Here is a 24,101-nt window from a genome sequence, read left to right as displayed (position 1 = left end):
TTAACCGGCATAAGCGCCGTAACGTGCAAGGATCGCCTTGATGGTCGCGAAGTCCTTTGTGGCATCTTCGGACATCTTGCGAGACGGGCCTGCCATGAACTCCGACACCTGGTTGATGAGTCCGACACCGATGTCCTCGGCGGCGAACTGACCGGCAGTGTCGACAAGGATCTCGATGTAACGGGTGCGAGCCTTCTCATCGCCTTCCTCAATGCCGGCGTCCGGGTGGTCGGCCATTTCTTCAGCGATGCCACGAATTGCTGCGTCGTGGTCGTTCGCCCAGATGCATTCGCAGTAGTCGCCCTCCTCCGAATTGCTCGGGTTCCATGGAAGGGTTACTCTGAAGAACCGCTTGTGTGTGAGTTGCGTTGTCATTGTTTGCTCCGGTTGATTGTGGTGCGGAGCAGCGCCCCACGCGGGGTGCTGCAAACCGCGTGGGTTGATGTATTGGTGCTTCGATTAGGGCGTGAGGCGATCCACGATTTCCTGCGCCGTTGCCGACGAGGTGCCTACGCTGTTGGCGCCGTAATTGGTATCGTCAACGGCATAAACGTCCTGGATCAGACCTTCATGGGTGATGTTGAGATGCAGCTCAGCGTTGACCGAGCCATCGCCAGTGGCTTCTTCCTTGCCCTGGTCATTGAAGGTGACGTCCGTAAATATGACACGGACACCGTCCGGAGCGTCGTGGTAGGTGCGGCCGCCGTCGGTGCTAACTTTAAGGTTCATGCGATTTACTCCAAAGGAATGCCCAATATGGAGAATCGCTCACCCTTCCGGATGATGATTCCCGGCTGGGCGAGGTTGTGAAATGTCGGGAAATCCGACGTTGCGAAAGGCATGCCGCAAAAACGGACATGCATCTGTTCCCGAGATGGGAACCAAGCGCGCGAAGCGCTTGCGTGCACGGGGCACAGTAGATAGTTCGAGAGGATACGAGCAAGCCCTCTCCCGAAATAGTCTTAATCCCTTTCGGCAGAGTCCTGCAATGGAGGAGTCGGAGGTGGTGAAACGTTGGCTATGCGCTTCTCGCCGCGCTGGCGCCCGAAGGATGGAGCGATTTTGCCCCGTTTCGGAAGGATCGTCAAATCAAGGTAATCCCCGCGCAAAGGCGGTAACATAGGTTTGCCCTACTGTTCACCGGAGTCGTCATGCCGTTACGCGCCCTGCGTCAATATGCTGCCTGCGTACTATTTTTGACCGTCCCTGCCGTCGCCGCTCCGCTCCCACACACCGGGCAAACGGTCAATGGCATGTCCAAAGCATACGGGTTCCTCTTGGGGCAGGAGATGTCGCTGGATCGCATCGAGAAAACCTACCCTTCCGCCGCAGGCCAAGTCGAACTGGTAAGGCTGGGCTTTAATGCCAAATTCCCTGAGTTGAAAGCCAAGCTTGAGGCGGAGCTGCGCGCCGCATTGAAGGACAAATTTGGCGCCTATCGGGACGAAATGATGAAGCAGATGCCCATCTCCCTAGCCAAGCAGCAGATGGCGCCCGAAGTGGCGGAGCGATTTCTGAAGATTGTCGAGTCGCGCGCCAAGGGCGACGAAATTGACCCGGAGATCCTGCGCTACATGCTGGCGGTCCAGTATGCGAAGAACCCGGCGGGCGAATTTGCCGGCGGCTTCCAGCAGCGATATCGCACCGACGGGTCAGGGAAGGCGCTCGGTGTGAAGCTTTCGCTCCGTCTGCCGAAGTCATGGCAGGGCAAGGACGGCGACCGTCCGCATATCCAGCAGAAATGGGTAAGCGCTGGCGGCACCGAGACCGGGATGTACATGCTTTATATCAACGACAGCGGCGAGAAGGTGGATCCGACGCGGCGCGAGCTCGAGGAATTGGTGAAAACTGGCGAAGTGAAGTCCTTTGTCGACGAAGGTGGCAAGATCAACGCTGCGGGAGTGGTGCAGCTGGAGCGTAGGAACGCGCTCTGGATCGATACCAGTATCCGCCTTGAACGCGCCGGTCTGGCGATGTACCAGCGCGGCACGATCCATTACGTTTTCACAGGCGGTAAGGTGGGGGGTCTGTTCTGCCAGGTCACTGCGAAGGACAGCGACGCGGCCAAGGCCGATGCCACTTTCAACGAGATCAAGCCGCTTTGCAACCTAATCTTGAACAGCCTCGTCCTTGAACAGGTTTATTGAAGACCCACCCAGGAGAAACGCATGGAACAGAACACCAATGAAGCACAAACTTCGGTGCAAAAGAGCGGTAAGTGGTACGACTACGTGTGGCCGGCCCTCATCGGGCTGCTTCTGTCGAAGCTCTTCGGCCTGGTCGGCGCACTGTCATCAATGGTGATCTTCTTCGCCGTGAAGCCGCGCTTCGGCACGATTGCGGCTGTGCTCGCCTCCGCAGTTGGTGGCGTCGCAGTGGCCTTCATCCTTGCCATGCTTATTCGATAACCATCGGAAGCAAAAGCGGTCGCTGCTGCTTGGGGAGGTCGTCTCACTGCCCCTGCCCGTTCGCGAAAAACGCGGCGAACGCATCGGCCGCCGCATCCCACGGAATCGCGATCGACGACACCGCGTGCTCCCCCTTCAATGTCACCAATACCTTGCGCTGTCCAGTCTCCCGCAGCTCCAGTTGCGCTCCGGATGCGTCGTCGGACCGGAGCACAATCTCTTTAGGAGGCACGCCTGCTGATGCCGGGTCAGGCTCGCGCTGAACCGCGCCCGACTGGTATGCAACGATGGCCTTCTTGAGAATCCGACGGTTTCCGTCCGCGATGAACCACCGTTTCTCGGCTTCCCTCCATATGCCCTGGCGTCGTAACAGCGTCGCGATCGTGTTGTAGCTTCGCTCCGGATGATCGGGTGTGACGTGGAATCCTCCCGGCGCCTCGCTCACAACCAAATCGCCGATTCGGCCAGTGGCGATGGGCGTAGCCGCAATGGCGGCTTTCCTGCGCGCGATTAGCCCCGATACTGCCGCCAGCCGCTGCCCGTCCACAATCAGATCGAGAAAGGTTTTGATGGCCGTGGACCGCTTTTCGCGGACCTCACGCGGCGCGGTAACGGCGACAGGTTCGGACACCCATGCGTTGACGTTTTTCGCCCGCTTGGTCTGCACAAACCCTGTTTCGGCAAATACGGCGGCGACGTCCCGCGCTTTTAGAAGCCGTCCGAATACCTCGGTCTCGGTCGTGATGAGGACAAGCGCTCCGTCCGATTGCTGCTTTAGGCGTGCAATGCCGAATTGCCCGAGGTCAGTTGAAGGTTGACGCGCTTGACCCATCGTGTTCTCCTCGCCGCCAAATTAGCAGCTTATATCCGTGTTGTTCGGTCGGCCTGGTGGCTTGCCGTAATTCGATTTTCGTGAACTGGTGCCCTAATATGGGTACATGGACAAGCTCACTAAACATCTCGTCATCGCAGGCCAGCAGTGCCCGCGTATGCTTTGGTTGCACAAGAACCGCGCTGATCTGCTCCCGTCCGAACTGGAGTCCGAACGGGACGTCGACGCCCTCGACTTCAGCCTTTTCGGGAAGAAGGCATGGGCGAAGAACACCCGCACCGCGCCGCTCTCGTCCTTGGTTGCGATGGAAGTGCCGCCTGCGCTGGCGTCCGGCGAGCCGGAAATCTATTTCGACACGCCGTTTGAGCGCGACGGCATCTTCGTCAAGCTCGACGTGCTGGCGATTCAGGACGGGCGTACCGAGATGATTAAGTTCAAGTCGTCTACCCGCGTCAAACCGCATTTCATCACCGACTGCGCCATTCAAGCGTGGGCGGCGGAGGCCGATGGCCGCCGGTTCGACTCGATCAAGCTCGCCATCGCCGACTCCAAGGCCCAGTACGACGGCGATCCGCGCTCCGTCCTCGCCTTGCAGGACGTGACCGAACAGGTACATTCCATCATCGATCTCGTCCCCGCATGGATTGAGGAATCGCGGCGCATCCTCGCAGGGGAAATGCCGGATGTTCCGGCGGCTCCCACATGCGGCTCGCCGTATGACTGCCCTTTCCAGAGCTTCTGCCACCCGGCTTGCGCCACCGAATACCCGCTGTCCATTCTCGGTCGCAGCAAGGATGTGGCGGAACTTGGCAAACAGGGTGTGCTGGACGTGCGGGACGTGCCCGCTGGCTCCTTGAAGTCGAAGGTCGCCGAACGGCTGCGTCGTATTACCGCGTCGGGCAAGGCAGAACTCGATCCGAAGGCGGCTGATTTCCTCGGTTCGCTCGGCTACCCGCGATTCCACCTCGACTTTGAGTCGGCGCAGACCGCCGCCCCGATGTGGGAAGGCGTGCGGCCTTACCAGCAGGTGCCATTCCAGTGGTCGTGCCATATCGAGGAATCGGACGGCGCTATCAACCACCGTGAGTTCCTCGACCTCACCGGCGACAACCCGCAGCGCAGATTCGCCGAAGCACTGATCGCAGCCGTCGGCACTCGTGGCCAAATCTTCGTGTACAGCACGTTCGAGCGCGACCGCCTGAAGGAGCTGGCCGATCAGTTCACCGATCTTGCCCCTGCTATCGAGCGCATACTCGTGCGTATCGTTGATCTGTTGCCCGTTGTCCGATCCAGCTACTACCACCCGCAGATGAAGGGGTTGTACTCGATCAAGGTCGTGCTCCCGATCATCGCCCCGCAGTTGGGTTATGAAGACTTGGGCGACGTGGCAAACGGTGTGGCAGCCCAACGCGCCTACATGGAGGCAATCGCGGCGGACACCGCTCCCGAACGGAAAGTGGAACTTCGGGACAAGCTGCTGCGCTACTGCGGTCGGGATACCGTCGGCTTGGTCGCTCTGGCACACTTTCTCGAAGGTCGGTTCGATCCTCACGCCGCGCTCTTTGTGAAGTAGCGGCGCGTCACGCGCCGGTACGCATCGACTCTTCCTCGGTGATCTCATACGGGCAGGATTCGTCCTGCTCGTCTTCGACTTCCGTCGGCACCTGAGACATGGTCGGAGCGCGGTTGTTGAACAGGATCGCGGCTAATCGGCTGTCCGGTGACGGCCGGCTGGCTTCGGCCAGAACTTTCTCCAGGCGCCCCGGCGTGGCAGGTTCGTCAGCCCGCGCGGGTGCTGGTGCATCGGCCAGCAGTTGCTGCACTGGCGCCACCGCGCGGCGCTCGGCGTCGCAACCGGCGGCGAGCAGGCAGGCAATCATCAATAGAACGGGGCGCAGATACATGCGGCGATTCTAGCGTCTTACCGTGACAAGGATGCCGGTCTAAGATGACCAAAATGGGCAACTTAAGACGGCTTTCCTGCGGAAGCTGGCTTGGGGGTGGGTTTTGCTTGCCGGCGGCGACCCGAGGAAGTGCCCCGGGCGCCCCAGTTGCAAGTCCCCAATGCCCCGGAAAACCTAAAATCCGCTTTGTTGTTGGAGTCGGTTGTTCTCTCTCCGGACAAACGTGCAAGATAGCTCCTGGTCGCCAATATCCACTTCGCCTTTACCTCGTCTGAAGCGGCGTGGCCAGCCTGCCAGGAGATGGGCCGCGTCGATCGGCCGGGACACAGGGATGGTCGTGAAGTGCTCTTCTTCTTCCCTGTATCGCGTGTCTACAGCACGTCGTCGGGGTCGCTGTCACCGTTGAACCATGCGCTTTCGACCGCCCTCGTAGCGGCTGAAGTTCAGCTGTACCAGCCCCGTGAGTTGCTCATCATGCCTGTTGGGAACAGGCGGAAGGATCAAAAAGGCAACGTAGACTGGCCTGTTCCCGCCGTGTTCGACGCGTTCAATGCTATTTTTGCCACGATTTCGCTCGTTGTCCGCCGTGCAGTCTCCCACTGGTTGACCATGTCGACGATCCTGCAGCGGGCGGCGCGGGTAAAGCCAGGCGTGCGCGCACCATACTTGCCGTCATAACAACCGGTGATCTCGTAATCCTCCGGCAGCGGCGGGATCTGCGGATGTAAGTCTTTTGCGGCGTCCTGGTAACAGTCCCATCGTATGGAGAACGCTTGCCGGCCGATGGTATTCATGAACTGCCGATGTTCCCGCCCGTTACTGTCGACGGTGAACACGTTATTGCCGACTTTCTTGTACAGGCCGACTACGTACACCTTACCCTCCCGCTGGCGCAAGATGCCTCTCTCCGCGGCCAACTCCATTAGTGATCGGTCACTGACACTCATGAGCCTTCGGTTCCAGAGCAGGTAGTTGGCCAGCAGGCGCGTGTCGCTGTCCTGGATCAGCGCGCGGGTATTGAAGGCATGCAGGACTTTGCCCCATGCTGACTCAATGGCCCAGACGCGAGCGTCGTCGGGGTGAGTCGTGTTCGACGTCGTGCACGAGACCGAGCAGAGCGCTGTCTTTACCGCGCGGGCGATCGCGTACTCGGTTTCATCTGCGATCTTTTGTGGCCGCTCCAGTGCGGCGAGATTCGACAGGATCAGGCGGTGATACTCGTCACGGTCGGCGTTTGCGACGGCGGCGGCAATCTGTGCGGCAAGTGTATTGTTGGTCATGTGAAGGTCCTCCTGAAACCCATGCTATCGAAGGCACCTCTCCCAATCCAATTCCGGCGAGCCAATTTTCCGAAAATTGACATCGAAGGTGTGTCCGATAGCATGGAAGGCACCAATGAACCGACAGGAAGGAGGTGGAACGATGGCGGCAGTCAAACAGGTTGCAACCCCCACGGGCGTGTCTCCTTCGCTCGTGCGCTCAGTCGTGCCCGGCATTGTGGGGGAACTGCGTGTGGATAAAGCGCCCTTCGGGTTCCGGATTACCCATCCAACGAAATTCAATAAGCGCGTGCATACATGGCTGAAAGAAGTCGGTGCGCGCTGGAACCACGACTGCTGGGAAATTGCCGCCGTCCTCGAAGTCGGACTCGCCCAGCGCCTGCGCCGCTACGAGCGCGAATGTGAAAAGACAGGCCGCACATACGAGAAGCTGGCGGCAGCGTTAGAGAAAGAGGCTGCAACGCCGCTTGGATTCAAAGGCGACGGCTACCACATCGTCTTTCGGACCGACACCTATTTCGTTGCCTTCCCCTTTCATCCGCGCCTTGTCGCAGAGATCAAGCAGATCCCGGGAAAGCGGTTTGTCGACCACGAGTGGCGCATTCCGGTGACCTCGTACGGTGAGTTCGCATCGTTCGCGCACCGGCTTCGGCAGGCGTCGGAAAAGCTCGCCGCGCCAAATGACGCAGAGCTTGGTGGTTTGGCGAAGGAAGCCGCCGCAAGTCTTGCGTCGAATACCTCGGGGGTGCGGGTCAAGCTCGACGGCAAGCGTTACCAGGTCAGCTTTGACGCCACGGATGGAGGCGACTTTCTCCTTTCGCATGTTCCCGGGGCGTTCTGGCACGACAAGACAGGCGTATGGTATGCGCCGGTCTCTTCATACGACAGCCTGTGCGGCGCTTTGCTGCGCATCCGGTCGCTGCTCATCGATGCCCGTTCGCCGCAACCGCCAGCGCAGGGACTCCTGCTATAGATGGACAATGCCGAACCGATACATCAGATCGCCCTGCCATCCGCCGCGCTTCCGTTGCAAGTTGCGGCGCGTCATCCGCGAGCATAACGTCCAATGGCAGCGGCGCCTCTATACCGGTTTGCGTGACGCGATAGGCGTCTCGCTGGAGTGTATCTTCCGGCTGACTTAGGATGACAGCAGTTTCGCTTTCGCCTTTGCGAACTCTTCGGCAGTAAGTGAACCACTGGTATGCCGCGCGGATAACTCTGCGAGCTGAGTGGCGAGGCCTTTGTCCTCAGCGATCGCAGCAGGTTGGGTTTCGGCTGGCGCCTGTCCGCCTTGCTGCATCTGTATCACGACCCCGACCCATGTTCTCGCGGTGCCATCGTCGATGAAACTCAGTGCAAAGGCAGGCCACCGTGCGCCAGTGAGATAGATGGTGAGGTCGTAGAACGTCGTGACCTGGCCCTGTTGTACTTCGAAGGAGGCAAAGCCGTTCTTCTTGATCTCGTCGTTCTGCAAGCGCACTTGCCGCGATGCAAGGTCATACCCGGTCACCTGTCCGCGGCCCACAATGCATCCGTCGATTTGGTCGCCAATGAGCGCTGCAAGGGCAATTTTGGTTGGTCCCGAATCGCAGGCGATGACCTTACTAGCGCTCGCTGCGCAGTAGCTCGCTGATGCAATGCTGAAACCTGCGTTTGACTTCAGCCATTGCGTAAGGCGGTCCATCTTTCCATGCACTTTCTTCATATCCAAATGATGGCCGAGGAAAAAGCCGCCGAAGAATACAACGAGGCCCCCGACTAAGCCGACAAGAAAGCTCGGTTTAAGGACGAACCCGATGATGATCCAAACAACGAAGCCAACAATGGGGAGGACGATAAACATGGTTCTCGGGATTGAAAGGGGAGCTGCGATTGTACCTTGATCGGTCAAAGGGCTCGCGGACGTGGCCATCGGGAATTGGAAATTCCCTGACCCGTTTCATAGGATGGTCGCATTGAGTACAAGGAACGAATAATGGGACAAGCAAAACAACGCAGGTTGGCAAGTGCGTCGGTAGATCCGGCTTTAGTGGCAGACATGGCACGGATCGCTTCGGCGGTCCGCCGCCTCTGCGCGGCGTCCAGTGCTCGGCTGGGTAGCGACTGCGCCTTGCATGCGGCCTTGTCGGCTGCGCTGCTTGAGCGGCTCGGCTATTCTGCCCGCGTCGTAGCCGGTTTCGCGGGCTGGCGCACCGGCGCCGGCCCCAACGATGTGATCTTCCATGCCCCGATGCCCGACATGCCGCCGCCGAAACCCAACGAGCTGCCGTTTCATGTGTGGGTTGAAGTAGGAGGCGTCCTGTTCGACCCCACGACCTACCAGATCCGCCAAAAAGCCGCGGAGCTTGATATGCTCGACGGTCAAACTACCGGTGTCGATTGGTGCCCCGACTACCTGGCTGTCCACCTCGCCTCAGTGCTATCGCTTCGCTCTGTCATCGGAGGCACCGCAGGCGCCTACTACTATCAGCGCGAGCCATTGGTGGAGGAAAAGGTTCTTGGCGCCGGCTTCGGCGCCGATCCGGATGACATCGCGATGGCGTGGTTCCTGTTCCGCCAGCAGGACATTGCCGTGCTTGGGCGAAACCACTTCACGCTGGATCACGTATAAGCGCTAGATCTTCAGGCGGAGGTTGTGCTCCGCTGCAATCCTGTCCAGCATATGCTTTTTGAGCGATCGGAGGTCCTTCAGCATGGCCTCCGCCTCCGGCCCCTCACTGCCCTGGTACTTGTCGATCAGGGATAGCACAACCAACACATCCTTGAATCCCATCGCGTCCAACAGTTCGGCGCGCTTTTCCTTCGGGATTTTTCCCCACAATTCCGAAACCCACGGGCGGCCGACGGCCAGGAGCCACTTCGGCTCCGGCTTACGGCCGTTCTTCCAGTCCGACATCTGCTGCGGCGTCGGCGGTGTGTCGCGCCCGGCACGCAGCCTCAACCCCTCCGCAATATCTACTAACAGGAGATCGGTCATTTCATAGATCAAACCGATGACCGTATCGGTGTCTCGGTGAGCGTTTGTGCGGGGCATAAAAGGGCTGTCGTTACGGGGTAACGGTGATGCGGCGAGTATTGGGCCGTAACACCGTTACGCGGAATGTAATGCCGGAATATTACCACTTTATTTGAGAAGTACTGTGCCCGCCTGGCTCTTGTCACGGTGCTTCCGCTGGCTGTTTGAAGGTTGCAATCTGCGAAAACATTGCGTGCGATGGGCGACCGGAAAAGCCGATGCCGTCAGGGGTTCTGGAAATTTGAATTTGCGTTGCCGATGCGTAGATTGGGTGACAGCAACGAATCAATTTCACGAAAAGGAGAACCTCACAATGAACCACGCAGACTTTCCGACGCAGCGCCTTCCCCTGACTTCTCTCGTCATCGGTGACAACCCCCGCACGTACTTCGACCAGCAGGAGATGGACGAGCTGATCGCAGCCGTTCGCGCCAAGGGCGTGATCCAACCGATCCTGGTGCGTCCGCTTGGTGACGACAAGTACGAAATCATCGCCGGTGAGCGCCGTTACCGCGCTTCCATCGCCGTGTATGGCGAGAGCGGCACCATTCCGGCAATGGTTGCAGATGTGACCAAGGAAGAAGCCGAGGACTTGGCGCTGATCGAAAACACCGTTCGCGCCGACATGAGTCCCACGGAAGAAGCCGAAGCCGCCTACAAGCTGCTCGTCCGTTACAACAACGACCGCGACGAGGTTGCGCTGCGCCTCGGTTGGCCGGTGTCGAAAGTTGAGCGCCGCGTTGCACTGATGCGCTGCGCTCCTGAGGTTCGCGTCGCCCTCAACGAGCGCCGCATCCTGCTCGGCCACGCGGAGCTTCTGGCCGCGCTCCCGACAGAAAAGCAGGTGTCCGCGCTGGCGAAGATCATCGAACACAAGTTGACGGTGGATTACGTCAAGTCCTTCATCGCCAAGTCGGCGCACACACTTGAAGGCGCGATCTTTGACAAGGCCGAGTGCCTGAACTGTAACTTCAACAGTTCTTGCCAGAGTGCCCTCTTTGCCGAGGCATTGAACGACGGTCAATGCACCAACGGTTCCTGCTACGAAAGCAAGACGACCGCCAAGCTCGAAGCGATGCGCGACGAACTGACTCAGGACTATCCGGTCGTGAAGATCGTCGCGCTTGGCGATGCCATCACCGCGATCCCGATTGTCGCGTCCGGCAAGATGGGCGTGGGTGAAGAACAGGCGAAGGCTTGCAGGGGTTGCCAGAACTTTGGCTGCACGGTAAGCGCCCTGCCCGATTCACTCGGCAGCGTCGAACGCGCTGTGTGCTTCGATGCGACCTGTAACACCAAGAAGGTCGCGGCGCACCTGCGTTCCCTCGCACCGGCTCCCACCGAGAAGGCTACCAAGGCAGCAGCGGCAGGCAAGAGCGCCCCCGCCAAAGGAAAGACCAGCACGGCGGCAACCGCGCCCAAGAAGAAGGCGGCAACCGTGCAAGTTCCGAACAAGGTCAAGGAATACCGCGTGAAGCTGTGGCGCGATGTGGCGAAGAAGGAGTTGCTCGCCCGTCCGACCGACGCATTGACGCTGTTGGTTGCCCTCGGCGTGGTGGGCAGCGCACGGCACATCAGCAGCAGCAAGATGGGCGATGCGTTCAAGAAGCTCATGCAAACCGATGCCTCCACGCACACTCACAACCTCGGCGGGGTTCTGGAAGCGATTGCCAGCCACGAAACCGCCAAGGCCAAGATGCTCGACGCGTTGTCGGCCTCCGCGATGGGCGACATTGAGGAATCGCAGTTGGTCACGATTCTGTCCTTCCTGAAAGCCAACATGGCCGCGCACTGGAAGCCCTGCGCTGAGTACTTCAATCTGCTTACGAAGTCCGAAATCGAGACAGTGGCAGAAGAACTCGGGTTGAAGGCGGCAATGGGTGACAAGTTCGCCAAGCTCGCTGGCGGCAAGAAGGACGCTTTCGTCAAGGCGCTGCTCGAAGTGGAGGGGTTCGACTACACCAACGCCGTTCCCGCTGTGCTGGTGTACGGGCACAAGGATGCAAGCGGAGCGTTCGTTACTGGCGAAACCGGCGCGGACGACGACGAGGATACCGATGACGCGCCGAGCGCCAGCGCCACCGCTCCGATCAGCGCCGCCCCGGCAGACGAGCCGGTGACGCAGGATGCTGGCGACCCCTGCCAAGACGGCAGCGACGATAACGGCGACAACGACTAAAGGGCAGCGTGGCGGTGGAAGCACCGCCACCTTGCCGATATCCGTCACTCGCGTATCGATCCCCTACCCAAGAAAGGAAACGCCATGCGGTTCGCCCTTCAAGCACACGCCCTGGCTGAGATGCTGCAACACGCCAATGCCGATGCCAGTTCGGTACTTGCCAGTCACGTTGACATGGAGCTGCGCGCGTGCGGCAGCGGCAACGAAGCCTACTTTGAATCGGTCAACCGTTTGGGCGATCCGGTGGGACAGGTCGCCACTGTACTGACTGTCACCCTGTCCCAATAGCGCCAGCACACGCAGTCCGGTGGTTTCGCGCCGATCCGTTTTCGGGAAATTGATTCTGGCGATTCGGTCGGTAGCATGGACTTATCACTACAGGAGGTAACAAAGATGTTCCAAGAACTTCATCAACTGGCCGTCGAAGGCAAATGCAAGCTGCTGCTGGCAATGGCGGTCGAAGGCGAAAACCTTGCAGTCACCGTCACCCCGCTGCCGAGCGAGAAGGACGCCTCTGCCGGTCTGTCGCAGCCGTTGAAACTGGTCGGCACACCGGCTGAGCTGGACGCACAGTTCCCGTCGATCCTCGCGTCGTTCAGCACCAGCCGTAAGACCTTGCAGGAGTCCCTGGCCGACGCGCAGGCCGTCATGGACGCGGCGGCAAAGGACGCATCGAAGAAGGCCGTTGAAACCGTCGCCAATGGCGGCAAGAAACCGGCAGCTCCGGCTGCATCTGCCCCCGCCACCGAACCGGCTGCAACCGGCACCGCGCCCGTTCCGGCCACCGCAAACGCCGGTGAAGTCGTCCTGTTCTAAGAAAGGAGTTGCCATGTCCATTACAGTCACCGCGCTTACGCGCACCTTCCGCTACAACGGCATGACCCTGCCGGATGCCGATCCGACCATGACGGTCGAACAGGTCAAGGCCGCGTATGCGGTCGCCTACCCCGAACTGGTATCGGCGGCAATTGAAGGCCCGACCGAAAAAGACGGCGTTCTCACCTACGAGTTCCGACGCGGAGTCGGAACCAAGGGCTGATCGTGAAGTCGGCGCGGCTGCGGCAGATGCTTCTGGCATCTGCCACTGATGCCCCTCCCCCATCGGACACCATCTACCTCAACGACCCTGATCTGCAAGCCAACAAGGAAACCGTCGAATGCGCCGTACTGCTGAAAAAATTGGTGGAGACTTCGCGACAGACTGCTTCGCCAGAGCAGAGCCGCTTCCCCAACTGGCAGGACTTGCCCCTGCTGCCCTGACGCTGCCGGAACTCACGGCCCCCAAACGGGTCGTGTTGACGAACAACAATCCGTGGTGGACGGGTGTGGCCATAGCGCTGCTGGACGCAGGGATGGTCGATCCCGAAGCCGTAAACATGGATCGCATCGACGCGGCTGAGATTGCGCGGAATGCACTGAACGATTGGATCGGCAAACGGTTGGGCAATTTGCGGCATATCGGGTTGAACATCAACCTGTCGGACAACCTCGACAATGCAGTGCGATTTTCCTTCGACGAGGAATCGGTTGCGGAAATCCGCAAGATGCCGCTGCTTGTCTCGGACAAGCCCCGCTTCTACCTTGGCAACGAGCCGACCGATTGGGGATTCGTGCGTCTGGAAGGCGCGTTCAACGCGCTTGAATCGTGCGCCAAGGGGCTTGGTGAGACAGTATGGTTTCACCTTGACCGTTGGCTTATGGGCACCAACTTGAACGCCTATACGCCCTGTCGTGCGCTGGATGACCAGTGCAATTACTCGTGGTGGGGCAATGACGACGAGTCGGAAGTCGTGGCGCAGTACAACAGCGTGGATGAGTTCCAGGAATCCGGCTGCTTGACCCGCGCCGAGTTTGACGCACAGTTGCCGCCGCAAGTGGTCAGGGCAAAATGTGTGCTGTCCTTCAAGAAGATGAAGGAAATTATGCACAGCGAGACAACCGGCGCGTCCGAACGTGCTCTCCTGGGGCTGTTTTTCAAGATTCACGCTCGAATTGGAAAGCGTGAGTTCGATGTGTTTTCATCATTAGGACTGAACGAATCCACCGATGATTACCTGCAACAGATCGCCCCCGCGGTCTTTGTCCGGTGGAACAACGCTGATCCAGTCACCGATATTTTCGACGATATGGCGCAGGCATATCAGAACGGCGGCGAGGGGTACTACGAGGGTGCGATGGGCTTTGATTGCTTCGCGCTGGATGACCCCGAAGCGATCCGCGAATGGATGAAGAAAGCGGATCGCTACTTCACCGTCATCGGGATGCTGGATCAACTGCTGTCACTTATTGAGGGATACAACGATGATGAATAACACCAGTGCGGTTCTCGTATCGAACGTCGAGGAAACGACGCTCAAGCTGTCCAAGGCCATTCTGATCTACGAACCGGCCCATCGCAGCGACACGCAGGGCTATGCCACGGTACACGGTGTGCAGGCAAACGATGGCCGGTCGCGTCCGCAGTTGCTTCCCGGCGTTCCGCTGACTCGCGCGGCGCTGACCTCGGCGCTGATCGGACTGTCCGCGAAAGAGTCGTTCGGCTTTCTTCCTGAGAACGTGCTGGCCGTGAGCGATGACTATATCGTGTGGTGGTGTCGGCCTCACAACCGGAACGTGTGGTTCAACACGGACGAGCCCATTGGTGCGCGTTGCGGCAATACGCCGCATCCCGGCTTGGTGTTCGCGGCGACCGATCACGGCTGGTCGGTATTCGCCGTCAAGGGCGACTCGCGCCCCACACCGGAAACGGAACTGTTCCAAGCGCCCTACTTCAACGTATGGGCGGGCGGGAAGATTTGCACCGGCAACGTCCAGCTCCCGTCCCACGCTGGTTTGAAGGAGCGCATGGACGGCTACGAAAAGGCGTTCTTTGAGAGCTATTTCACGCATCCCAATGTGCGAACCAAGGGCGGGCTGACAAAGTACCGCACCGGCCCTTATGCGCTCTGGAAGGCGCTGCTGGACAAGAAGTTCAAGACGTTCCCCGAGCATACCCTCGTCCCAACCAAGATGACGGCGGGGAAACTGGTCGAGCAAGTGGCGAAAGGCGACAAGCAATGAAGTACGCACCCCTTGACCTGATGCTGCAAAAGGTCGTTCCGGCCCTGCCAGTGCCGCTGCACGGCGCGTTCGAGCCGCTGGCCGCAGATGGGCATCGCTTTCTGATCGCCGGTAACGGCACGTTCATTGAAGTCAAGCGCCCCTGGATGCACGCGATCTGGCAGGACGGCACGGCGGGCAGTGCTGCCAAGCCCTACGGCCATGTCCAGCAACGCGTCACACTGGCGTTCGGCACGATTCCAAGGTGGATCACGGATGAATTCGAGCTGCGGGCGAGGCAGGCCGGAAACGTGGAAATCGCCGCTTGCGTTATATGGAATACGCAGACCAAATCCTTAGAATTGAAGGCATGTGAAGCGATTTCTGCCAGCTCCGCCGAGATTGTGTACCGGCGTCCGGCGCTGGCCGCCCACGAGAGCCTCGTGATTGACCTCCACTCCCACGGCTACGGCGGCGCGTTTTTCAGTCGCAAGGACAATGCCGACGATTCGGGAGAGGTCAAGATTGCGGGGGTGATCGGCAACGTCAACGGACGCGTGACATGGAGGTTCCGCCTCTGCCTTATGGGGCTGTTCGTGGACGTGCCGTTTGACCCGCTGGCCGCAGAAGCGCTTCCTGCCGACATGGAGGAATCAGAATGAACAACAATGCCTATCGCCTTCCCGCACGGATGCTCCAACGAACAGTCAAGGTGCTGCTTGTTGGAGCGGGTGGGAACGGATCGCAACTGCTGCCGGGACTTGCTCGTTTGCACCAAACGATGATCGCGCTCGGACACCCCGGCGGCCTTGATGTAACCGTGGTGGACGGCGATACCGTGTCCGAATCCAACGTCGGTCGCCAGCTCTTTTACAGGACTGACATTGGCTTGTCCAAGGCGGTAGTGCTGACACACCGGGTCAATGCCTGCTACGGGCTGAACTGGAAAGCGCACCCCACCTACTTGACCAAATCTGATGCCAAGAGCATCGGCCAGTTCGATGTGGTGATCGGCTGCGTCGATACGCGCAAGGCTCGGCGTATCATCCACCACGGCGTTAACGAGTCGTTCAATCCCGTCATTTGGCTCGACCTCGGCAATGAGGCGTTTTCGGGGCAAGTGGTATTGGGCGAGAGCGAGGGCAAAAGTGCGCTCAAGAAGGAGTACCACCGTCCTCCGGTCATTACTGAGTTTTACCCTGACATTCTGGATGGGGTGCAGGATGCTACCGCCGAGAAGGACAGCGGCCCAAGCTGTTCGCTGGCAGAAGCGATCCAGAAGCAAGCCGCCTTCGTCAACCAAATGTGCGCAACCCACGCGTTGAACATGCTCAGTAACCTGTTCCGCTTCGGTGAAATCGACCACAGCGCGGTGTTCTTCAATGCCAAGTCCGGCCACTGCTCACCCCTGCCGGTCAATGTCACCGCATGGGCACGGTTCGGCATCCAGCGCGATCCCCTCCCGTCCGAGGACACGGCCAAGGAAGCGGAGGTGATGGGTGAGGCGGCGTGACGCCCCCCACTTCCCCACGTATTCCGGTCTAGCGCGGATCGCACGATCATTGCCGGGTCTCGCTTGCGCGAAGCCAATCAGCTTTTGAAGCTCCTGGAGGCTTGCATTTCTCCAGGCAACGCTTTCGCCAGAGCTGGAATGTCGATGTTGAGTAGGGGCATGGCCGTTTTCCTAGATCGAAATAATGTGTGCTGCACTCAACGCCAGGACGACAAAGCACGAGATGACGAACAGGGATGAAAACAGCCCTGCCAATGCCTTCTTTGCTACTCCATCGGCAAATGCCGCCGAAAACCCGATAAACCGCTTGCCATCCTTCTTCGCGAGTATCAAGTTGAGTACACCAAATGCCGCCATCATCATCACGGTGAGTGCCAGGGCGTACAAAATAAAGAGAACCGTGCCCATGCTTTTCCTATCATTTGCCCGAGGGTGGATCAGGGTAAAGGCGCTCGCAAGTATCGACGATCTTTACCATCCTCTCTCCAGCGGCAACCATTGTGTCGATACAATGGTCCCGGCTCCTTTGTTGCGCCACATGCTGCGGAGTCAACTTCTCCGGAGATTTCCCGCATCCCGTCGTAGAAATGGCAATACAGGCGAGAACCCCAAAAGTGATGAATCGCATTCTTTTCCTATCAAAATTGAGTCTTATTTTTGTTTCTTCTGACCAATGCGATAATTGCAGACGTATTTGAAAATTTGTTCACCAACTGAATCTGGCTCGACATTGCGAAAGTTTACATCTTGCAGTTTTTCTGAAAAAACAATCTGAGGCTTGCCATGACTATCTTTATCAGGGAATACAGTCATTGACGCAACACCGGAGGATTTTTCAGAGCATGAGTAGTATTCAAGTCTTTTGGCAGATCTGTACTCAATGGTTGATTCTGGAAAATGTTGCGGACCACCATAAATCCAGCGAGACCAAGCCTTTCGGTATTTTCCTTGTTCTGTGACAGAGGATGCGTCTATGTCAACTGTGACGTATGGAGAGAGACCCATTGCCACAACCTCCCAGTTGGCCGCCCAAGCGTTAGCTGCGAAAAGATAAAGCGCGATTGCTATTGGTTTCATATTTTTCCCCTCATCGTTGCCGATTGACCTGCATCACATTCCGGGGCGCATTGCCCGGCGCTCCAACCCACTCCACCGGCAGGTTGACGGCAGCATCCTTTTTCTACTTTTTATTGTGCAGAAGCGTGCCAGCTGTTTCAGGCCCAAAATGTACGACATCCCCAGAATCACCGTCCATATAGTTGAACGATAACCCAAAGGATTCGCTAGACCACCAGGCATCGACAAGCATTTCGTCGTGTGGCTCTGATGAATTGCGAACGCGAACTTTGCAGCGCTCTCCGAGTTGGGAGCGATACGCACGCAGTGCGGTTTCTGCAGCAGCATCAATTATCAGTACATATGCTGGATTCATTGTTTTCCTATGCCTGTTGGATAATGAAATGCGTCTTCGCGTAGACGCTGTTGCAGTCCCAAACCTCGATGCCTTTACGGAAGAAGTGGGCGATCCCGTTCTTTACCGTCATCTTCGACTGCGGGAAAACGGCGTTGTGTCCGTTCATGATTGCCTGCATCTCATCCTTCTCCCGGCAAGTTGCCCAATACTCGCCGTCTGGAAGATGCTCTTGCTTGGTTCGCATCGCGTTTTTCGGTCTGTTAAGGATTCATCTTGAATTGACGCACCCAGCCGATGATTTCATCCAGTTGGGCATCATCAAGCTGCTTGCAATTTGCAAAGATGGACGCCGCAACGTTGTTTCGCATGGCTTCAGTAGTTGAGCCAACTCCTTCTTTCCCGTCCATGCCGGGTTTGCCTTCATCAGTAAGAACCCGGCGACCGTAGCGATCAACAAATTGATTGGCTGTAATTCGCATTCTGATTTCCTTTACTTGGTGCCGGTTCTACGTCGCATGCGGGTCGGTGCCGAGACTGCTAACTCTTTCAACTCCGGCCTGCGCTCGATCGCCGCCTTCAAAACATCCGCGGCTAGGGACTCAAGCGGCGACAAAGAGCTGAATCCAGATGACTGCATGACAAGCTTCCTTGCTGCGAGCCGAATCAGATCTGGCAGATCCTCATCCGGTATGTCGATCGTAATCTGCATCGTTTTCCCTAGCTTTGTGTCACTGCAAATCCGGAATGGGTAAGATCGACGGTAATGCTGCTTTCTACGCGATCCTTCCCCACATACTTTCTTGCCCAGGCCCGGCGTTGCTCGGGCGTCCTCTTCTCGCAAGTGCGCTCATGTCGCCGCTTCCATACCTTGCAGAGACCTTGCATGTCCCTGTTGAAGATAGTGAACAGCCGGTACTCTGCGCCGCAATGCTTGCAGGTCGCATAGCCGGTATTGTTAATCCCCATGAACGCGTTTTCCTCAGTTACCTGGAATAAAAAGGGCCACACCTTGCAGAAGTGCCGCTATCGACGCCGCTGTTGCTCCCCATTTGTTCCAACGTGATTGCTCAATTCCTGTCGCAAACGGGTCAATCTCGCCAATCGCAGAATCAACGACGGTAATCTGTGCATCAATCATTCCGCTAGCATCCACAGTCTCTGTTGGGCGAACGACTACGACCGACGCCTTGTACCAGAGGAACGCGGCAGCAATTGCCGCGATTGCAGCGATAGTGTTTAATGCTCCTTTGATGGCCTGAGGTGTCATTCTTCATTTCCTTGGATGTCACTGATTCAACTTTTCAATTTCGATCAGGCCGTTCTGCGCCCATGTCCTGAATGCCTTGGCTGACGCCTTCGCCTTCTCGAAGTTTTCCAAATCCTCAAGTGGCGTCATCTGTTCCATGATCTGCAAAATTACGGTACCAACGTCGACGTAGGAATCCAGCAATTTGCGACGCATAGACATGAATGTGATTTTCAGGTCATCTGACATTGGCGACTGGAGATCGGCATTCTTTTTCCATGTCTCTAAAAGTCTTTGTACTTCTGCCGCATTGAATTCGACTTGCATATGATTTTTCCTTGTCAGTTGAGGCCAAGCACCGTGCGAATCTCGTGCTGCTTTTCCTTTCCGGCTAATCGTCTTTGGATAAGCCGGTCATCATGATGTACCAGCCGCCAATATCACCCTCAACTCCGTAACGCCCGCAGATTCGTTTAAGGAAGCCTTCTTTTGCAGCCTCACTTACAAGGATCAGTTGGTTTTCTGCCCCATGAGCGGAGACGATTAGCTTTCCATTATTTGCCCGAACGCATTTGTAGCCTGCGAATTCAGTTTCCGTATCAACTGCTTGGTACAACGCATAAACGTCTTCGTGGCCGCTTGGCTCTGCTTCGTCAAGCCATTCATCAAATTCAAATGTCGTAGCCATGTTTTTCCTCGGTTTTAGAACCATTTCAGTAACACAGATGCGACCAACATCGCCGCGCAAACAAATACAGATGGCCGCAAGAAAATCAAAAGCCAATTGCGCATATCTGGTGGAAGCTGCTCATGCCGTCGCTTAAAGACCATCGAACCTGTACGCACCGTGGCTTTTCCTATCCTTTCGACGCGTCTTCCTCAGGGTGAAGGTCGCGTAGAGCAGCAAGAGTCAATAGTCCGAGGATAGAGAAAATTGGAAGTATGATCCCCCATGCTCCGGACCTCCCTTTTGCTCTTGCGTACGCCCAGAAGGCGTACCAGTAAGCCGTCATACATACCACCAGTACAGAGATGACGAGGATGTCGCCGTTATCCCAAATGTTTCCTTGTCCTCTGGAGCCGACAAAGCCCAGCAATCCGACGCTGGCGAGCCAAATTCCGGCGGCAATGTTTGCTTTTCTCTTATATGAGGCGAGCATTGGCCTCTCCCATCATTCAGCTAGGTTGAATAGAGACCGCGCCTTATCTGCGATGCGAGCGGCGACTGGCGCCAATTGCTCCGCCGTCGTTTTAGGGCCGACCTTTGAAACAACGCCGGACCAATTACAACCGTCGGCATCAGGCTCGGCTAACAGATACTGAACTGACAAGCTCGAACCTTCGCAATCTTCGACTTTTTGAACTTCTTGCGTGAGCCACTTGTTGAGTTCTTCGCGGGGCACTGCTTTACGATTCGCCATGCTGTTTTCCTTCACAATTGACTCATGAATGCAGTTTCAGTTATCCAGAAAATTCCTTCCATGGATCCTGTAACGGGGATTGCCACTCTTTGCCATCTGCGCCGAGCAATAACTCTATTGTCCATTTGTCGCCATGAAAATTGGTTACTCCCCAGTGGGAACCCACGACGTAAAGCTGCGGTAGAACCCATGTATAGAATATGTCGATATCTCCGTGTACACCGGCTTTAAACAGGCGCCGAGCAAGATCGAGAGGTAACATCACGTACTCGTAGCGCTCCCGATTTCCTTTGCCTTATGCGTGATTCTCTTGGGCACCGCCTTTTCGCAGACCGTGTACCACATGAATGAACTGCATTTCACGAACATCTGCCGGCGTCTGCTGAAGCGCAATCAATGTGTCCATCATTGGGATCGGCACAGAACTTTCCGAAAACTGCGCTGATGCCTTTACGGCGTCCCAAATTGGTACGAGTCGTTTAGGATCAAGCAAACATTCCTCGATCAAGCTGTTCGTGGCGTCTGATCCTTCCAGGTCGATTAGCGTCAAGACTGCTTCAAGAATGAGCGTAGCCCAGCGACGATGATGCTCAACAGGTTCGGCTGCTGCAATCTGCTCGGCCTTTTTGGCAATGTCGCTTCGCGCCCAAAACGTAGGAGTCAGTGTGACCAAACTTGCTTTCATTGTTTTCCTTCCCGTTCAGTGCGCGGCGTCGGCCAACGGCTTCATCACGCGCACAAGCTGGTAAGCCCACTTTGCGCCGTAGTCGATGGAACCCATAGCGTAGCGCTCAGCAGCCGTTACTTCGTCCATGCTGGGCGCGTGCAGCCCCATCTTTTGAGCCTGGTTGGCGCATTCACGAAATACGGCATTCCGCTCTGCTTTCATCCATTCGTCCGCGCCTCGGCTCTTGCGTTTTGCGGCTTCAGCTTGGAACGCCAGGTAGATGCTTTTGGCCGGCTCGTGGCGAGGCTCAAATATATCGCGCATGTCGTTTTCCTTGGTCACTGGACCTGCTGGCTGAGCAGTTTCTGGAGCTGAGCGACAAGCTCTTCGTCCTCCGGGCCAGCCTTGGGGTTGAAATAGATCACGACTCCACCGTCCTTCTGAATGCGCGCTGCCTCAGCTTGACAGAGGGCAGCCCACGTAGCAGATGAACCAACTGGCATTGAAATAGCGGCCCAATGTCCGGCGAACTCGCCGGATTCAATTTGAGGGTGATATTGGGGCTTGAAACTAAGCATGGCGGTATTTACTCGAAAACTCAGAGCTGATAGGCGACATTGACACCAAGAACTTGCTCCGCCGCGTTCGCTCGGCAAACGACGACTAGCTCAGGAACAGGTGCGTTTTTTGATTTCGCACGCGCCAAGTCGAATAGACGACCCTTATATTCAAATTGGCCGGCATCACCAGCAAACGTCAAATCGCACAGGACTCCTTCAGGCAGTGACTTTGGCTGATCGGTGCTTTTCGTCTGTAATAGCGGTTGAATGCGCGAGAAATTCTCTTTGTAAAATTCGTCGGCACGCATTTCAGTTTCCGCTTTCTTGGGGTAATCAAGAAGAACCTGCTCTACCTCTGCGGAGAGACAGGTATGGATGCCGTCTTGACCGAAAACTGCTGCATCAGTTTTCGCCCACCCTTCGAGTACAGCCGAATTCACAGCCTTATTGAATTCTTGATAGCTTGCCGCACCAATCGCTTTGTATACCGTTTGCTTTGTCATTCAATAACTCCCGTTAATCAATAATGCTACCCGCCAGGGCTGAACGTAAGTGCCTGATTTCCTTCCCGTTATTCAGCACGACGCCAGTTAAGGCCATAGTGATCTTTGAAACCCCAATCAGCAGCCAGTTGCTCCCAAATTTTGCCGCCGTTCTCGAAGTAGTTATGAACTTCCTTGAGCGGCTGCGAATCCATCTTCAGCACGGCTATGCAGTCATCGAACACCTCGAAGTCAAGGCGACGAAGATCGGTCATGTCAAATGGAAAACGATCACCGTTGTAGAGATTCAGGAGAAACCGCGCCACTACGCTGGACTGGCCGGTATCGCGCTGCGCGATGGGTAGCAAGCGGCGCAATGCGGCTTCGCCCTCCAGCCGGATCGCGGGTAGTTCACTGATGCGCTGATCGCGTTCACGAGCGCGTGCTTCCATCGCTGCTCGCATTTTGGCTTGTGCTTCAGGGTCCGGTTTGCGCAAAGGCGTGGGTTTGTGTTCCATAATCGTTTTCCTTTAGCTTTTCGTGCCTGTTCCGGGATCGAGACCGCGCCGCTTCAATTCGGCCACAACTTCTCTGTCGCGCCGCATCATCAGCTCTCGCCACTCGTTGCGGCTCATTGTTCCCCGGTCTTCAAATTTCTGGCGATCCAGCGGCGATCTAGCAAACGCCGAATCGAGCTGCTCTTTACTCCAATAGGAAAGCTTCAACTGGCGGTCGTCGCTGAGATACCACTTGATGCCCTCGTAGGCGCCGAAACATCCGAGTGCGACAAGTGCAACTATCAGTACATCGTCCATCTGCTTATCCTTGACTCTGTAACGGGTTAGGCAATCCGCCAGATGCGGAACCCCTGCGTCGTTTCCTTGATTACAAACTCCCAATTGGACGGAACCCGTCCATCGAGTGTTTGCGCCTTGTAGATCGCAGCATACGCACGTTTTTCATCGCACCATTCCGGCACTGCCATACTGTCGCCCACGCTCATGGACCCGAACGGCCAGATGATTCTTTGGCCGACATTCGGCCCCTTCGGCTTTCTTGGCGGGTCGGGCGGAAGCGGAATGTCGCTTTCGATCTTGGGCGTGAAACTCTTTGCCTTGCGAAGATTGCGGGCGGTCGGGAGCGTAGCTGGCGTTTCCACTTTCGGCGATTTCCTTTGCCTTATGCGTGATTCTCTTGGGCACCGCCTTTTCGCAGACCGTGTACCACATGAATGAACTGCATTTCACGAACATCTGCCGGCGTCTGCTGAAGCGCAATCAATGCGTCCATCATTGGGATCGGCACAGAACTTTCCGAAAACTGCGCTGATGCCTTTACGGCGTCCCAAATTGGTACGAGTCGTTTAGGATCAAGCAAACATTCCTCGACCAAGCTGTTCGTGGCGTCTGATCCTTCCAGGTCGATTAGCGTCAAGACTGCTTCAAGAATGAGCGTAGCCCAGCGACGATGATGCTCAACAGGTTCGGCTGCTGCAATCTGCTCGGCCTTTTTGGCAATGTCGCTTCGCGCCCAAAACGTAGGAGTCAGTGTGACCAAACTTGCTTTCATTGTTTTCCTCTTACTCCTTGTTGAAGGCACCGACCCTGCGGCCTTCACTGAGTAGATGCTTGGATTCATCCAGATAGCTGACGGATGTCTCCGAATAAATCGTGCCATCGCCGGAAAGATCAGGGGCATTAATCCCGACCTCGCGCAATTCTTGTGCTATCAAGATTGCTGCATTCTGCGCCGGGGTATTGGACGCCATTGTTTTGGCCGTCTTCACATCATCTCCGACGAACCGCAGACTCAACCCTCCGTCCGCCTGATCTTCGATTTCAATCACAATCATTGCCATGACGAATTCCTTTACAAGTCCGCCGGCCGATCGACCGGAGGTAAATCTTCCTCATCCAGGGAGGTCCAGGTTCGGACAACTTTCACAGGCTGGTCTTCGTCGTCGGTATCTCTGCACAGCTGAATTTGCCAATCCCAATTTACACGACCTGCCGCAAGTACCGTTTGCTGTACGGTCGCCGCCCGAGTGCCGCGCTGAATCACCACACGTTCGCCGTCGCCTCCAGGCTGGCAAATCAGGCCGGTAAAGAACTCATCGGGTTTAAGGCGAAAGGCCACGGGC

The 24,101-nt window shown here is 57.0% G+C and carries 40 protein-coding genes; 13 read left to right on the top strand and 27 right to left on the bottom strand.

The features are described from left to right. Positions 1-375 (bottom strand): hypothetical protein, encoded by a 375-nt coding sequence (locus AC3WOY_RS28855; RefSeq protein WP_492430001.1) that lies wholly within the window; start codon positions 373-375, stop codon positions 1-3. Between the two features lie 84 nt (positions 376-459). Further along, positions 460-729, bottom strand: a complete 270-nt coding sequence (locus AC3WOY_RS28850) for a hypothetical protein (protein WP_492430000.1) — start codon at positions 727-729, stop codon at positions 460-462. A gap of 422 nt (positions 730-1,151) precedes the next feature. On the opposite strand from AC3WOY_RS28850, the gene AC3WOY_RS28845 reads away from it, so the two are divergent. Both AC3WOY_RS28845 and AC3WOY_RS28840 read left to right on the top strand, forming a co-directional pair. Next, positions 1,152-2,147, top strand: a complete 996-nt coding sequence (locus tag AC3WOY_RS28845; RefSeq protein WP_492429999.1) for a hypothetical protein — start codon at positions 1,152-1,154, stop codon at positions 2,145-2,147. 21 nt (positions 2,148-2,168) lie between these two features. Next, positions 2,169-2,408: a hypothetical protein gene (locus tag AC3WOY_RS28840; RefSeq protein ID WP_492429998.1), complete on the top strand. Its 240-nt coding sequence runs from the start codon at positions 2,169-2,171 to the stop codon at positions 2,406-2,408. Between the two features lie 43 nt (positions 2,409-2,451). Here the strand turns inward: AC3WOY_RS28840 and AC3WOY_RS28835 are convergent, their stop codons facing one another. After that, on the bottom strand, positions 2,452-3,240 hold the full coding sequence (locus tag AC3WOY_RS28835) for a hypothetical protein (protein WP_492429997.1): 789 nt from the start codon (positions 3,238-3,240) through the stop codon (positions 2,452-2,454). A 106-nt stretch (positions 3,241-3,346) separates the two neighbouring features. Between AC3WOY_RS28835 and AC3WOY_RS28830 the strand changes: the two genes are divergently transcribed. Next, on the top strand, positions 3,347-4,813 hold the full coding sequence (locus tag AC3WOY_RS28830; RefSeq protein ID WP_492429996.1) for a DUF2779 domain-containing protein: 1,467 nt from the start codon (positions 3,347-3,349) through the stop codon (positions 4,811-4,813). 7 nt (positions 4,814-4,820) lie between these two features. Here AC3WOY_RS28830 and AC3WOY_RS28825 read toward each other — a convergent pair whose 3' ends face one another. Both AC3WOY_RS28825 and AC3WOY_RS28820 read right to left on the bottom strand, forming a co-directional pair. Continuing rightward, positions 4,821-5,144, bottom strand: a complete 324-nt coding sequence (locus AC3WOY_RS28825) for a hypothetical protein (protein ID WP_492429995.1) — start codon at positions 5,142-5,144, stop codon at positions 4,821-4,823. 500 nt (positions 5,145-5,644) lie between these two features. Further along, a complete protein-coding gene (locus AC3WOY_RS28820) occupies positions 5,645-6,424 on the bottom strand; it encodes a hypothetical protein (protein WP_492429994.1) in 780 nt (259 codons plus the stop codon). A gap of 115 nt (positions 6,425-6,539) precedes the next feature. Here AC3WOY_RS28820 and AC3WOY_RS28815 point away from each other — a divergent pair, with 115 nt between their 5' ends. Next, positions 6,540-7,397, top strand: coding sequence for a hypothetical protein (locus AC3WOY_RS28815; RefSeq protein WP_492429993.1), 858 nt, complete (start codon positions 6,540-6,542; stop codon positions 7,395-7,397). 165 nt (positions 7,398-7,562) lie between these two features. Here the strand turns inward: AC3WOY_RS28815 and AC3WOY_RS28810 are convergent, their stop codons facing one another. Continuing rightward, complete coding sequence (locus AC3WOY_RS28810; RefSeq protein ID WP_492429992.1) at positions 7,563-8,267, bottom strand: SHOCT domain-containing protein; 705 nt, start codon at positions 8,265-8,267, stop codon at positions 7,563-7,565. Between the two features lie 132 nt (positions 8,268-8,399). Here AC3WOY_RS28810 and AC3WOY_RS28805 point away from each other — a divergent pair, with 132 nt between their 5' ends. After that, the gene (locus tag AC3WOY_RS28805; protein ID WP_492429991.1) at positions 8,400-9,035 is read left to right on the top strand and encodes a hypothetical protein; all 636 of its coding nucleotides are present in this window, start codon (positions 8,400-8,402) and stop codon (positions 9,033-9,035) included. A 3-nt stretch (positions 9,036-9,038) separates the two neighbouring features. Here AC3WOY_RS28805 and AC3WOY_RS28800 read toward each other — a convergent pair whose 3' ends face one another. Further along, on the bottom strand, positions 9,039-9,458 hold the full coding sequence (locus AC3WOY_RS28800) for a hypothetical protein (protein WP_492429990.1): 420 nt from the start codon (positions 9,456-9,458) through the stop codon (positions 9,039-9,041). 295 nt (positions 9,459-9,753) lie between these two features. Between AC3WOY_RS28800 and AC3WOY_RS28795 the strand changes: the two genes are divergently transcribed. From AC3WOY_RS28795 to AC3WOY_RS28760, 8 genes are all read left to right on the top strand, one after another. After that, a complete protein-coding gene (locus tag AC3WOY_RS28795; RefSeq protein WP_492429989.1) occupies positions 9,754-11,619 on the top strand; it encodes a PRTRC system ParB family protein in 1,866 nt (621 codons plus the stop codon). An 84-nt stretch (positions 11,620-11,703) separates the two neighbouring features. Beyond that, positions 11,704-11,907, top strand: a complete 204-nt coding sequence (locus AC3WOY_RS28790) for a hypothetical protein (protein WP_492429988.1) — start codon at positions 11,704-11,706, stop codon at positions 11,905-11,907. A gap of 105 nt (positions 11,908-12,012) precedes the next feature. Continuing rightward, the gene (locus AC3WOY_RS28785) at positions 12,013-12,435 is read left to right on the top strand and encodes a PRTRC system protein E (protein WP_492429987.1); all 423 of its coding nucleotides are present in this window, start codon (positions 12,013-12,015) and stop codon (positions 12,433-12,435) included. A 13-nt stretch (positions 12,436-12,448) separates the two neighbouring features. Next, positions 12,449-12,658 (top strand): PRTRC system protein C, encoded by a 210-nt coding sequence (locus AC3WOY_RS28780; protein ID WP_492429986.1) that lies wholly within the window; start codon positions 12,449-12,451, stop codon positions 12,656-12,658. Between the two features lie 118 nt (positions 12,659-12,776). Next, the gene (locus tag AC3WOY_RS28775) at positions 12,777-13,931 is read left to right on the top strand and encodes a PRTRC system protein F (protein ID WP_492429985.1); all 1,155 of its coding nucleotides are present in this window, start codon (positions 12,777-12,779) and stop codon (positions 13,929-13,931) included. Next, a complete protein-coding gene (locus AC3WOY_RS28770) occupies positions 13,921-14,679 on the top strand; it encodes a PRTRC system protein B (protein ID WP_492429984.1) in 759 nt (252 codons plus the stop codon). The genes AC3WOY_RS28775 and AC3WOY_RS28770 overlap by 11 nt, the downstream gene beginning before the upstream one ends. After that, on the top strand, positions 14,676-15,320 hold the full coding sequence (locus AC3WOY_RS28765; protein ID WP_492429983.1) for a PRTRC system protein A: 645 nt from the start codon (positions 14,676-14,678) through the stop codon (positions 15,318-15,320). The genes AC3WOY_RS28770 and AC3WOY_RS28765 overlap by 4 nt, the downstream gene beginning before the upstream one ends. Then, complete coding sequence (locus AC3WOY_RS28760) at positions 15,317-16,171, top strand: PRTRC system ThiF family protein (RefSeq protein ID WP_492429982.1); 855 nt, start codon at positions 15,317-15,319, stop codon at positions 16,169-16,171. The genes AC3WOY_RS28765 and AC3WOY_RS28760 overlap by 4 nt, the downstream gene beginning before the upstream one ends. Positions 16,172-16,342: 171 nt before the next feature. On the opposite strand, the gene AC3WOY_RS28755 is transcribed toward AC3WOY_RS28760, so the two are convergent. The 20 genes from AC3WOY_RS28755 to AC3WOY_RS28660 form a co-directional block, all read right to left on the bottom strand. Next, a complete protein-coding gene (locus AC3WOY_RS28755; protein WP_492429981.1) occupies positions 16,343-16,579 on the bottom strand; it encodes a hypothetical protein in 237 nt (78 codons plus the stop codon). Positions 16,580-16,822: 243 nt separating this feature from the next. Further along, complete coding sequence (locus AC3WOY_RS28750) at positions 16,823-17,248, bottom strand: surface-adhesin E family protein (protein ID WP_492429980.1); 426 nt, start codon at positions 17,246-17,248, stop codon at positions 16,823-16,825. Positions 17,249-17,351: 103 nt separating this feature from the next. Beyond that, complete coding sequence (locus AC3WOY_RS28745) at positions 17,352-17,603, bottom strand: hypothetical protein (RefSeq protein ID WP_492429979.1); 252 nt, start codon at positions 17,601-17,603, stop codon at positions 17,352-17,354. 7 nt (positions 17,604-17,610) lie between these two features. Continuing rightward, a complete protein-coding gene (locus AC3WOY_RS28740; RefSeq protein WP_492429978.1) occupies positions 17,611-17,829 on the bottom strand; it encodes a hypothetical protein in 219 nt (72 codons plus the stop codon). A gap of 16 nt (positions 17,830-17,845) precedes the next feature. Next, on the bottom strand, positions 17,846-18,064 hold the full coding sequence (locus tag AC3WOY_RS28735; RefSeq protein WP_492429977.1) for a hypothetical protein: 219 nt from the start codon (positions 18,062-18,064) through the stop codon (positions 17,846-17,848). Positions 18,065-18,075: 11 nt separating this feature from the next. Continuing rightward, positions 18,076-18,294, bottom strand: coding sequence for a hypothetical protein (locus AC3WOY_RS28730; protein ID WP_492429975.1), 219 nt, complete (start codon positions 18,292-18,294; stop codon positions 18,076-18,078). Positions 18,295-18,564: 270 nt separating this feature from the next. Then, positions 18,565-18,852 (bottom strand): hypothetical protein, encoded by a 288-nt coding sequence (locus tag AC3WOY_RS28725; protein WP_492429973.1) that lies wholly within the window; start codon positions 18,850-18,852, stop codon positions 18,565-18,567. Positions 18,853-18,870: 18 nt separating this feature from the next. Then, positions 18,871-19,158: a hypothetical protein gene (locus AC3WOY_RS28720; RefSeq protein WP_492429972.1), complete on the bottom strand. Its 288-nt coding sequence runs from the start codon at positions 19,156-19,158 to the stop codon at positions 18,871-18,873. Between the two features lie 64 nt (positions 19,159-19,222). Continuing rightward, positions 19,223-19,519, bottom strand: a complete 297-nt coding sequence (locus tag AC3WOY_RS28715) for a hypothetical protein (protein ID WP_492429971.1) — start codon at positions 19,517-19,519, stop codon at positions 19,223-19,225. Between the two features lie 484 nt (positions 19,520-20,003). Continuing rightward, a complete protein-coding gene (locus AC3WOY_RS28710) occupies positions 20,004-20,252 on the bottom strand; it encodes a hypothetical protein (protein ID WP_492429970.1) in 249 nt (82 codons plus the stop codon). 295 nt (positions 20,253-20,547) lie between these two features. Further along, positions 20,548-20,937: a hypothetical protein gene (locus AC3WOY_RS28705; RefSeq protein WP_492429969.1), complete on the bottom strand. Its 390-nt coding sequence runs from the start codon at positions 20,935-20,937 to the stop codon at positions 20,548-20,550. 15 nt (positions 20,938-20,952) lie between these two features. Further along, positions 20,953-21,261 carry a hypothetical protein gene (locus AC3WOY_RS28700; protein ID WP_492429967.1) on the bottom strand — a complete coding sequence of 103 codons (309 nt, stop codon included), beginning with the start codon at positions 21,259-21,261 and terminating at the stop codon, positions 20,953-20,955. Further along, positions 21,258-21,497, bottom strand: coding sequence for a hypothetical protein (locus AC3WOY_RS28695; protein WP_492429966.1), 240 nt, complete (start codon positions 21,495-21,497; stop codon positions 21,258-21,260). The genes AC3WOY_RS28700 and AC3WOY_RS28695 overlap by 4 nt, the downstream gene beginning before the upstream one ends. A gap of 20 nt (positions 21,498-21,517) precedes the next feature. Continuing rightward, entirely contained in the window at positions 21,518-21,982 is a 465-nt protein-coding gene (locus tag AC3WOY_RS28690) for a hypothetical protein (RefSeq protein ID WP_492429965.1), read from the bottom strand. Between the two features lie 68 nt (positions 21,983-22,050). After that, entirely contained in the window at positions 22,051-22,479 is a 429-nt protein-coding gene (locus AC3WOY_RS28685; protein WP_492429964.1) for a DUF7673 family protein, read from the bottom strand. 12 nt (positions 22,480-22,491) lie between these two features. Next, a complete protein-coding gene (locus AC3WOY_RS28680) occupies positions 22,492-22,776 on the bottom strand; it encodes a hypothetical protein (RefSeq protein ID WP_492429963.1) in 285 nt (94 codons plus the stop codon). A 26-nt stretch (positions 22,777-22,802) separates the two neighbouring features. Beyond that, a complete protein-coding gene (locus tag AC3WOY_RS28675) occupies positions 22,803-23,120 on the bottom strand; it encodes a hypothetical protein (protein WP_492429962.1) in 318 nt (105 codons plus the stop codon). Between the two features lie 20 nt (positions 23,121-23,140). Continuing rightward, entirely contained in the window at positions 23,141-23,530 is a 390-nt protein-coding gene (locus AC3WOY_RS28670) for a hypothetical protein (RefSeq protein ID WP_492429961.1), read from the bottom strand. 10 nt (positions 23,531-23,540) lie between these two features. Next, complete coding sequence (locus AC3WOY_RS28665) at positions 23,541-23,819, bottom strand: hypothetical protein (protein WP_492429960.1); 279 nt, start codon at positions 23,817-23,819, stop codon at positions 23,541-23,543. A gap of 11 nt (positions 23,820-23,830) precedes the next feature. After that, on the bottom strand, positions 23,831-24,097 hold the full coding sequence (locus tag AC3WOY_RS28660; RefSeq protein ID WP_492429959.1) for a hypothetical protein: 267 nt from the start codon (positions 24,095-24,097) through the stop codon (positions 23,831-23,833). Positions 24,098-24,101 lie beyond the last annotated feature (4 nt).

It is taken from the genome of Noviherbaspirillum sp. FW303-A3 (assembly GCF_058788695.1).
Note: the sequence above shows the minus strand (reverse complement) of the source record. Positions and strands in the feature narration are given on the sequence as shown.

Coding starts and splice junctions, on each gene's coding strand:
- AC3WOY_RS28855 (WP_492430001.1), bottom strand. CDS start 375: ATGACAACGCAACTCACACACAAGCGGTTCTTCAGAGTAACCCTTCCA.
- AC3WOY_RS28850 (WP_492430000.1), bottom strand. CDS start 729: ATGAACCTTAAAGTTAGCACCGACGGCGGCCGCACCTACCACGACGCT.
- AC3WOY_RS28845 (WP_492429999.1), top strand. CDS start 1,152: ATGCCGTTACGCGCCCTGCGTCAATATGCTGCCTGCGTACTATTTTTG.
- AC3WOY_RS28840 (WP_492429998.1), top strand. CDS start 2,169: ATGGAACAGAACACCAATGAAGCACAAACTTCGGTGCAAAAGAGCGGT.
- AC3WOY_RS28835 (WP_492429997.1), bottom strand. CDS start 3,240: ATGGGTCAAGCGCGTCAACCTTCAACTGACCTCGGGCAATTCGGCATT.
- AC3WOY_RS28830 (WP_492429996.1), top strand. CDS start 3,347: ATGGACAAGCTCACTAAACATCTCGTCATCGCAGGCCAGCAGTGCCCG.
- AC3WOY_RS28825 (WP_492429995.1), bottom strand. CDS start 5,144: ATGTATCTGCGCCCCGTTCTATTGATGATTGCCTGCCTGCTCGCCGCC.
- AC3WOY_RS28820 (WP_492429994.1), bottom strand. CDS start 6,424: ATGACCAACAATACACTTGCCGCACAGATTGCCGCCGCCGTCGCAAAC.
- AC3WOY_RS28815 (WP_492429993.1), top strand. CDS start 6,540: ATGAACCGACAGGAAGGAGGTGGAACGATGGCGGCAGTCAAACAGGTT.
- AC3WOY_RS28810 (WP_492429992.1), bottom strand. CDS start 8,267: ATGTTTATCGTCCTCCCCATTGTTGGCTTCGTTGTTTGGATCATCATC.
- AC3WOY_RS28805 (WP_492429991.1), top strand. CDS start 8,400: ATGGGACAAGCAAAACAACGCAGGTTGGCAAGTGCGTCGGTAGATCCG.
- AC3WOY_RS28800 (WP_492429990.1), bottom strand. CDS start 9,458: ATGCCCCGCACAAACGCTCACCGAGACACCGATACGGTCATCGGTTTG.
- AC3WOY_RS28795 (WP_492429989.1), top strand. CDS start 9,754: ATGAACCACGCAGACTTTCCGACGCAGCGCCTTCCCCTGACTTCTCTC.
- AC3WOY_RS28790 (WP_492429988.1), top strand. CDS start 11,704: ATGCGGTTCGCCCTTCAAGCACACGCCCTGGCTGAGATGCTGCAACAC.
- AC3WOY_RS28785 (WP_492429987.1), top strand. CDS start 12,013: ATGTTCCAAGAACTTCATCAACTGGCCGTCGAAGGCAAATGCAAGCTG.
- AC3WOY_RS28780 (WP_492429986.1), top strand. CDS start 12,449: ATGTCCATTACAGTCACCGCGCTTACGCGCACCTTCCGCTACAACGGC.
- AC3WOY_RS28775 (WP_492429985.1), top strand. CDS start 12,777: ATGCGCCGTACTGCTGAAAAAATTGGTGGAGACTTCGCGACAGACTGC.
- AC3WOY_RS28770 (WP_492429984.1), top strand. CDS start 13,921: ATGATGAATAACACCAGTGCGGTTCTCGTATCGAACGTCGAGGAAACG.
- AC3WOY_RS28765 (WP_492429983.1), top strand. CDS start 14,676: ATGAAGTACGCACCCCTTGACCTGATGCTGCAAAAGGTCGTTCCGGCC.
- AC3WOY_RS28760 (WP_492429982.1), top strand. CDS start 15,317: ATGAACAACAATGCCTATCGCCTTCCCGCACGGATGCTCCAACGAACA.
- AC3WOY_RS28755 (WP_492429981.1), bottom strand. CDS start 16,579: ATGGGCACGGTTCTCTTTATTTTGTACGCCCTGGCACTCACCGTGATG.
- AC3WOY_RS28750 (WP_492429980.1), bottom strand. CDS start 17,248: ATGAAACCAATAGCAATCGCGCTTTATCTTTTCGCAGCTAACGCTTGG.
- AC3WOY_RS28745 (WP_492429979.1), bottom strand. CDS start 17,603: ATGAATCCAGCATATGTACTGATAATTGATGCTGCTGCAGAAACCGCA.
- AC3WOY_RS28740 (WP_492429978.1), bottom strand. CDS start 17,829: ATGCGAACCAAGCAAGAGCATCTTCCAGACGGCGAGTATTGGGCAACT.
- AC3WOY_RS28735 (WP_492429977.1), bottom strand. CDS start 18,064: ATGCGAATTACAGCCAATCAATTTGTTGATCGCTACGGTCGCCGGGTT.
- AC3WOY_RS28730 (WP_492429975.1), bottom strand. CDS start 18,294: ATGCAGATTACGATCGACATACCGGATGAGGATCTGCCAGATCTGATT.
- AC3WOY_RS28725 (WP_492429973.1), bottom strand. CDS start 18,852: ATGACACCTCAGGCCATCAAAGGAGCATTAAACACTATCGCTGCAATC.
- AC3WOY_RS28720 (WP_492429972.1), bottom strand. CDS start 19,158: ATGCAAGTCGAATTCAATGCGGCAGAAGTACAAAGACTTTTAGAGACA.
- AC3WOY_RS28715 (WP_492429971.1), bottom strand. CDS start 19,519: ATGGCTACGACATTTGAATTTGATGAATGGCTTGACGAAGCAGAGCCA.
- AC3WOY_RS28710 (WP_492429970.1), bottom strand. CDS start 20,252: ATGGCGAATCGTAAAGCAGTGCCCCGCGAAGAACTCAACAAGTGGCTC.
- AC3WOY_RS28705 (WP_492429969.1), bottom strand. CDS start 20,937: ATGAAAGCAAGTTTGGTCACACTGACTCCTACGTTTTGGGCGCGAAGC.
- AC3WOY_RS28695 (WP_492429966.1), bottom strand. CDS start 21,497: ATGCTTAGTTTCAAGCCCCAATATCACCCTCAAATTGAATCCGGCGAG.
- AC3WOY_RS28690 (WP_492429965.1), bottom strand. CDS start 21,982: ATGACAAAGCAAACGGTATACAAAGCGATTGGTGCGGCAAGCTATCAA.
- AC3WOY_RS28685 (WP_492429964.1), bottom strand. CDS start 22,479: ATGGAACACAAACCCACGCCTTTGCGCAAACCGGACCCTGAAGCACAA.
- AC3WOY_RS28680 (WP_492429963.1), bottom strand. CDS start 22,776: ATGGACGATGTACTGATAGTTGCACTTGTCGCACTCGGATGTTTCGGC.
- AC3WOY_RS28670 (WP_492429961.1), bottom strand. CDS start 23,530: ATGAAAGCAAGTTTGGTCACACTGACTCCTACGTTTTGGGCGCGAAGC.
- AC3WOY_RS28665 (WP_492429960.1), bottom strand. CDS start 23,819: ATGGCAATGATTGTGATTGAAATCGAAGATCAGGCGGACGGAGGGTTG.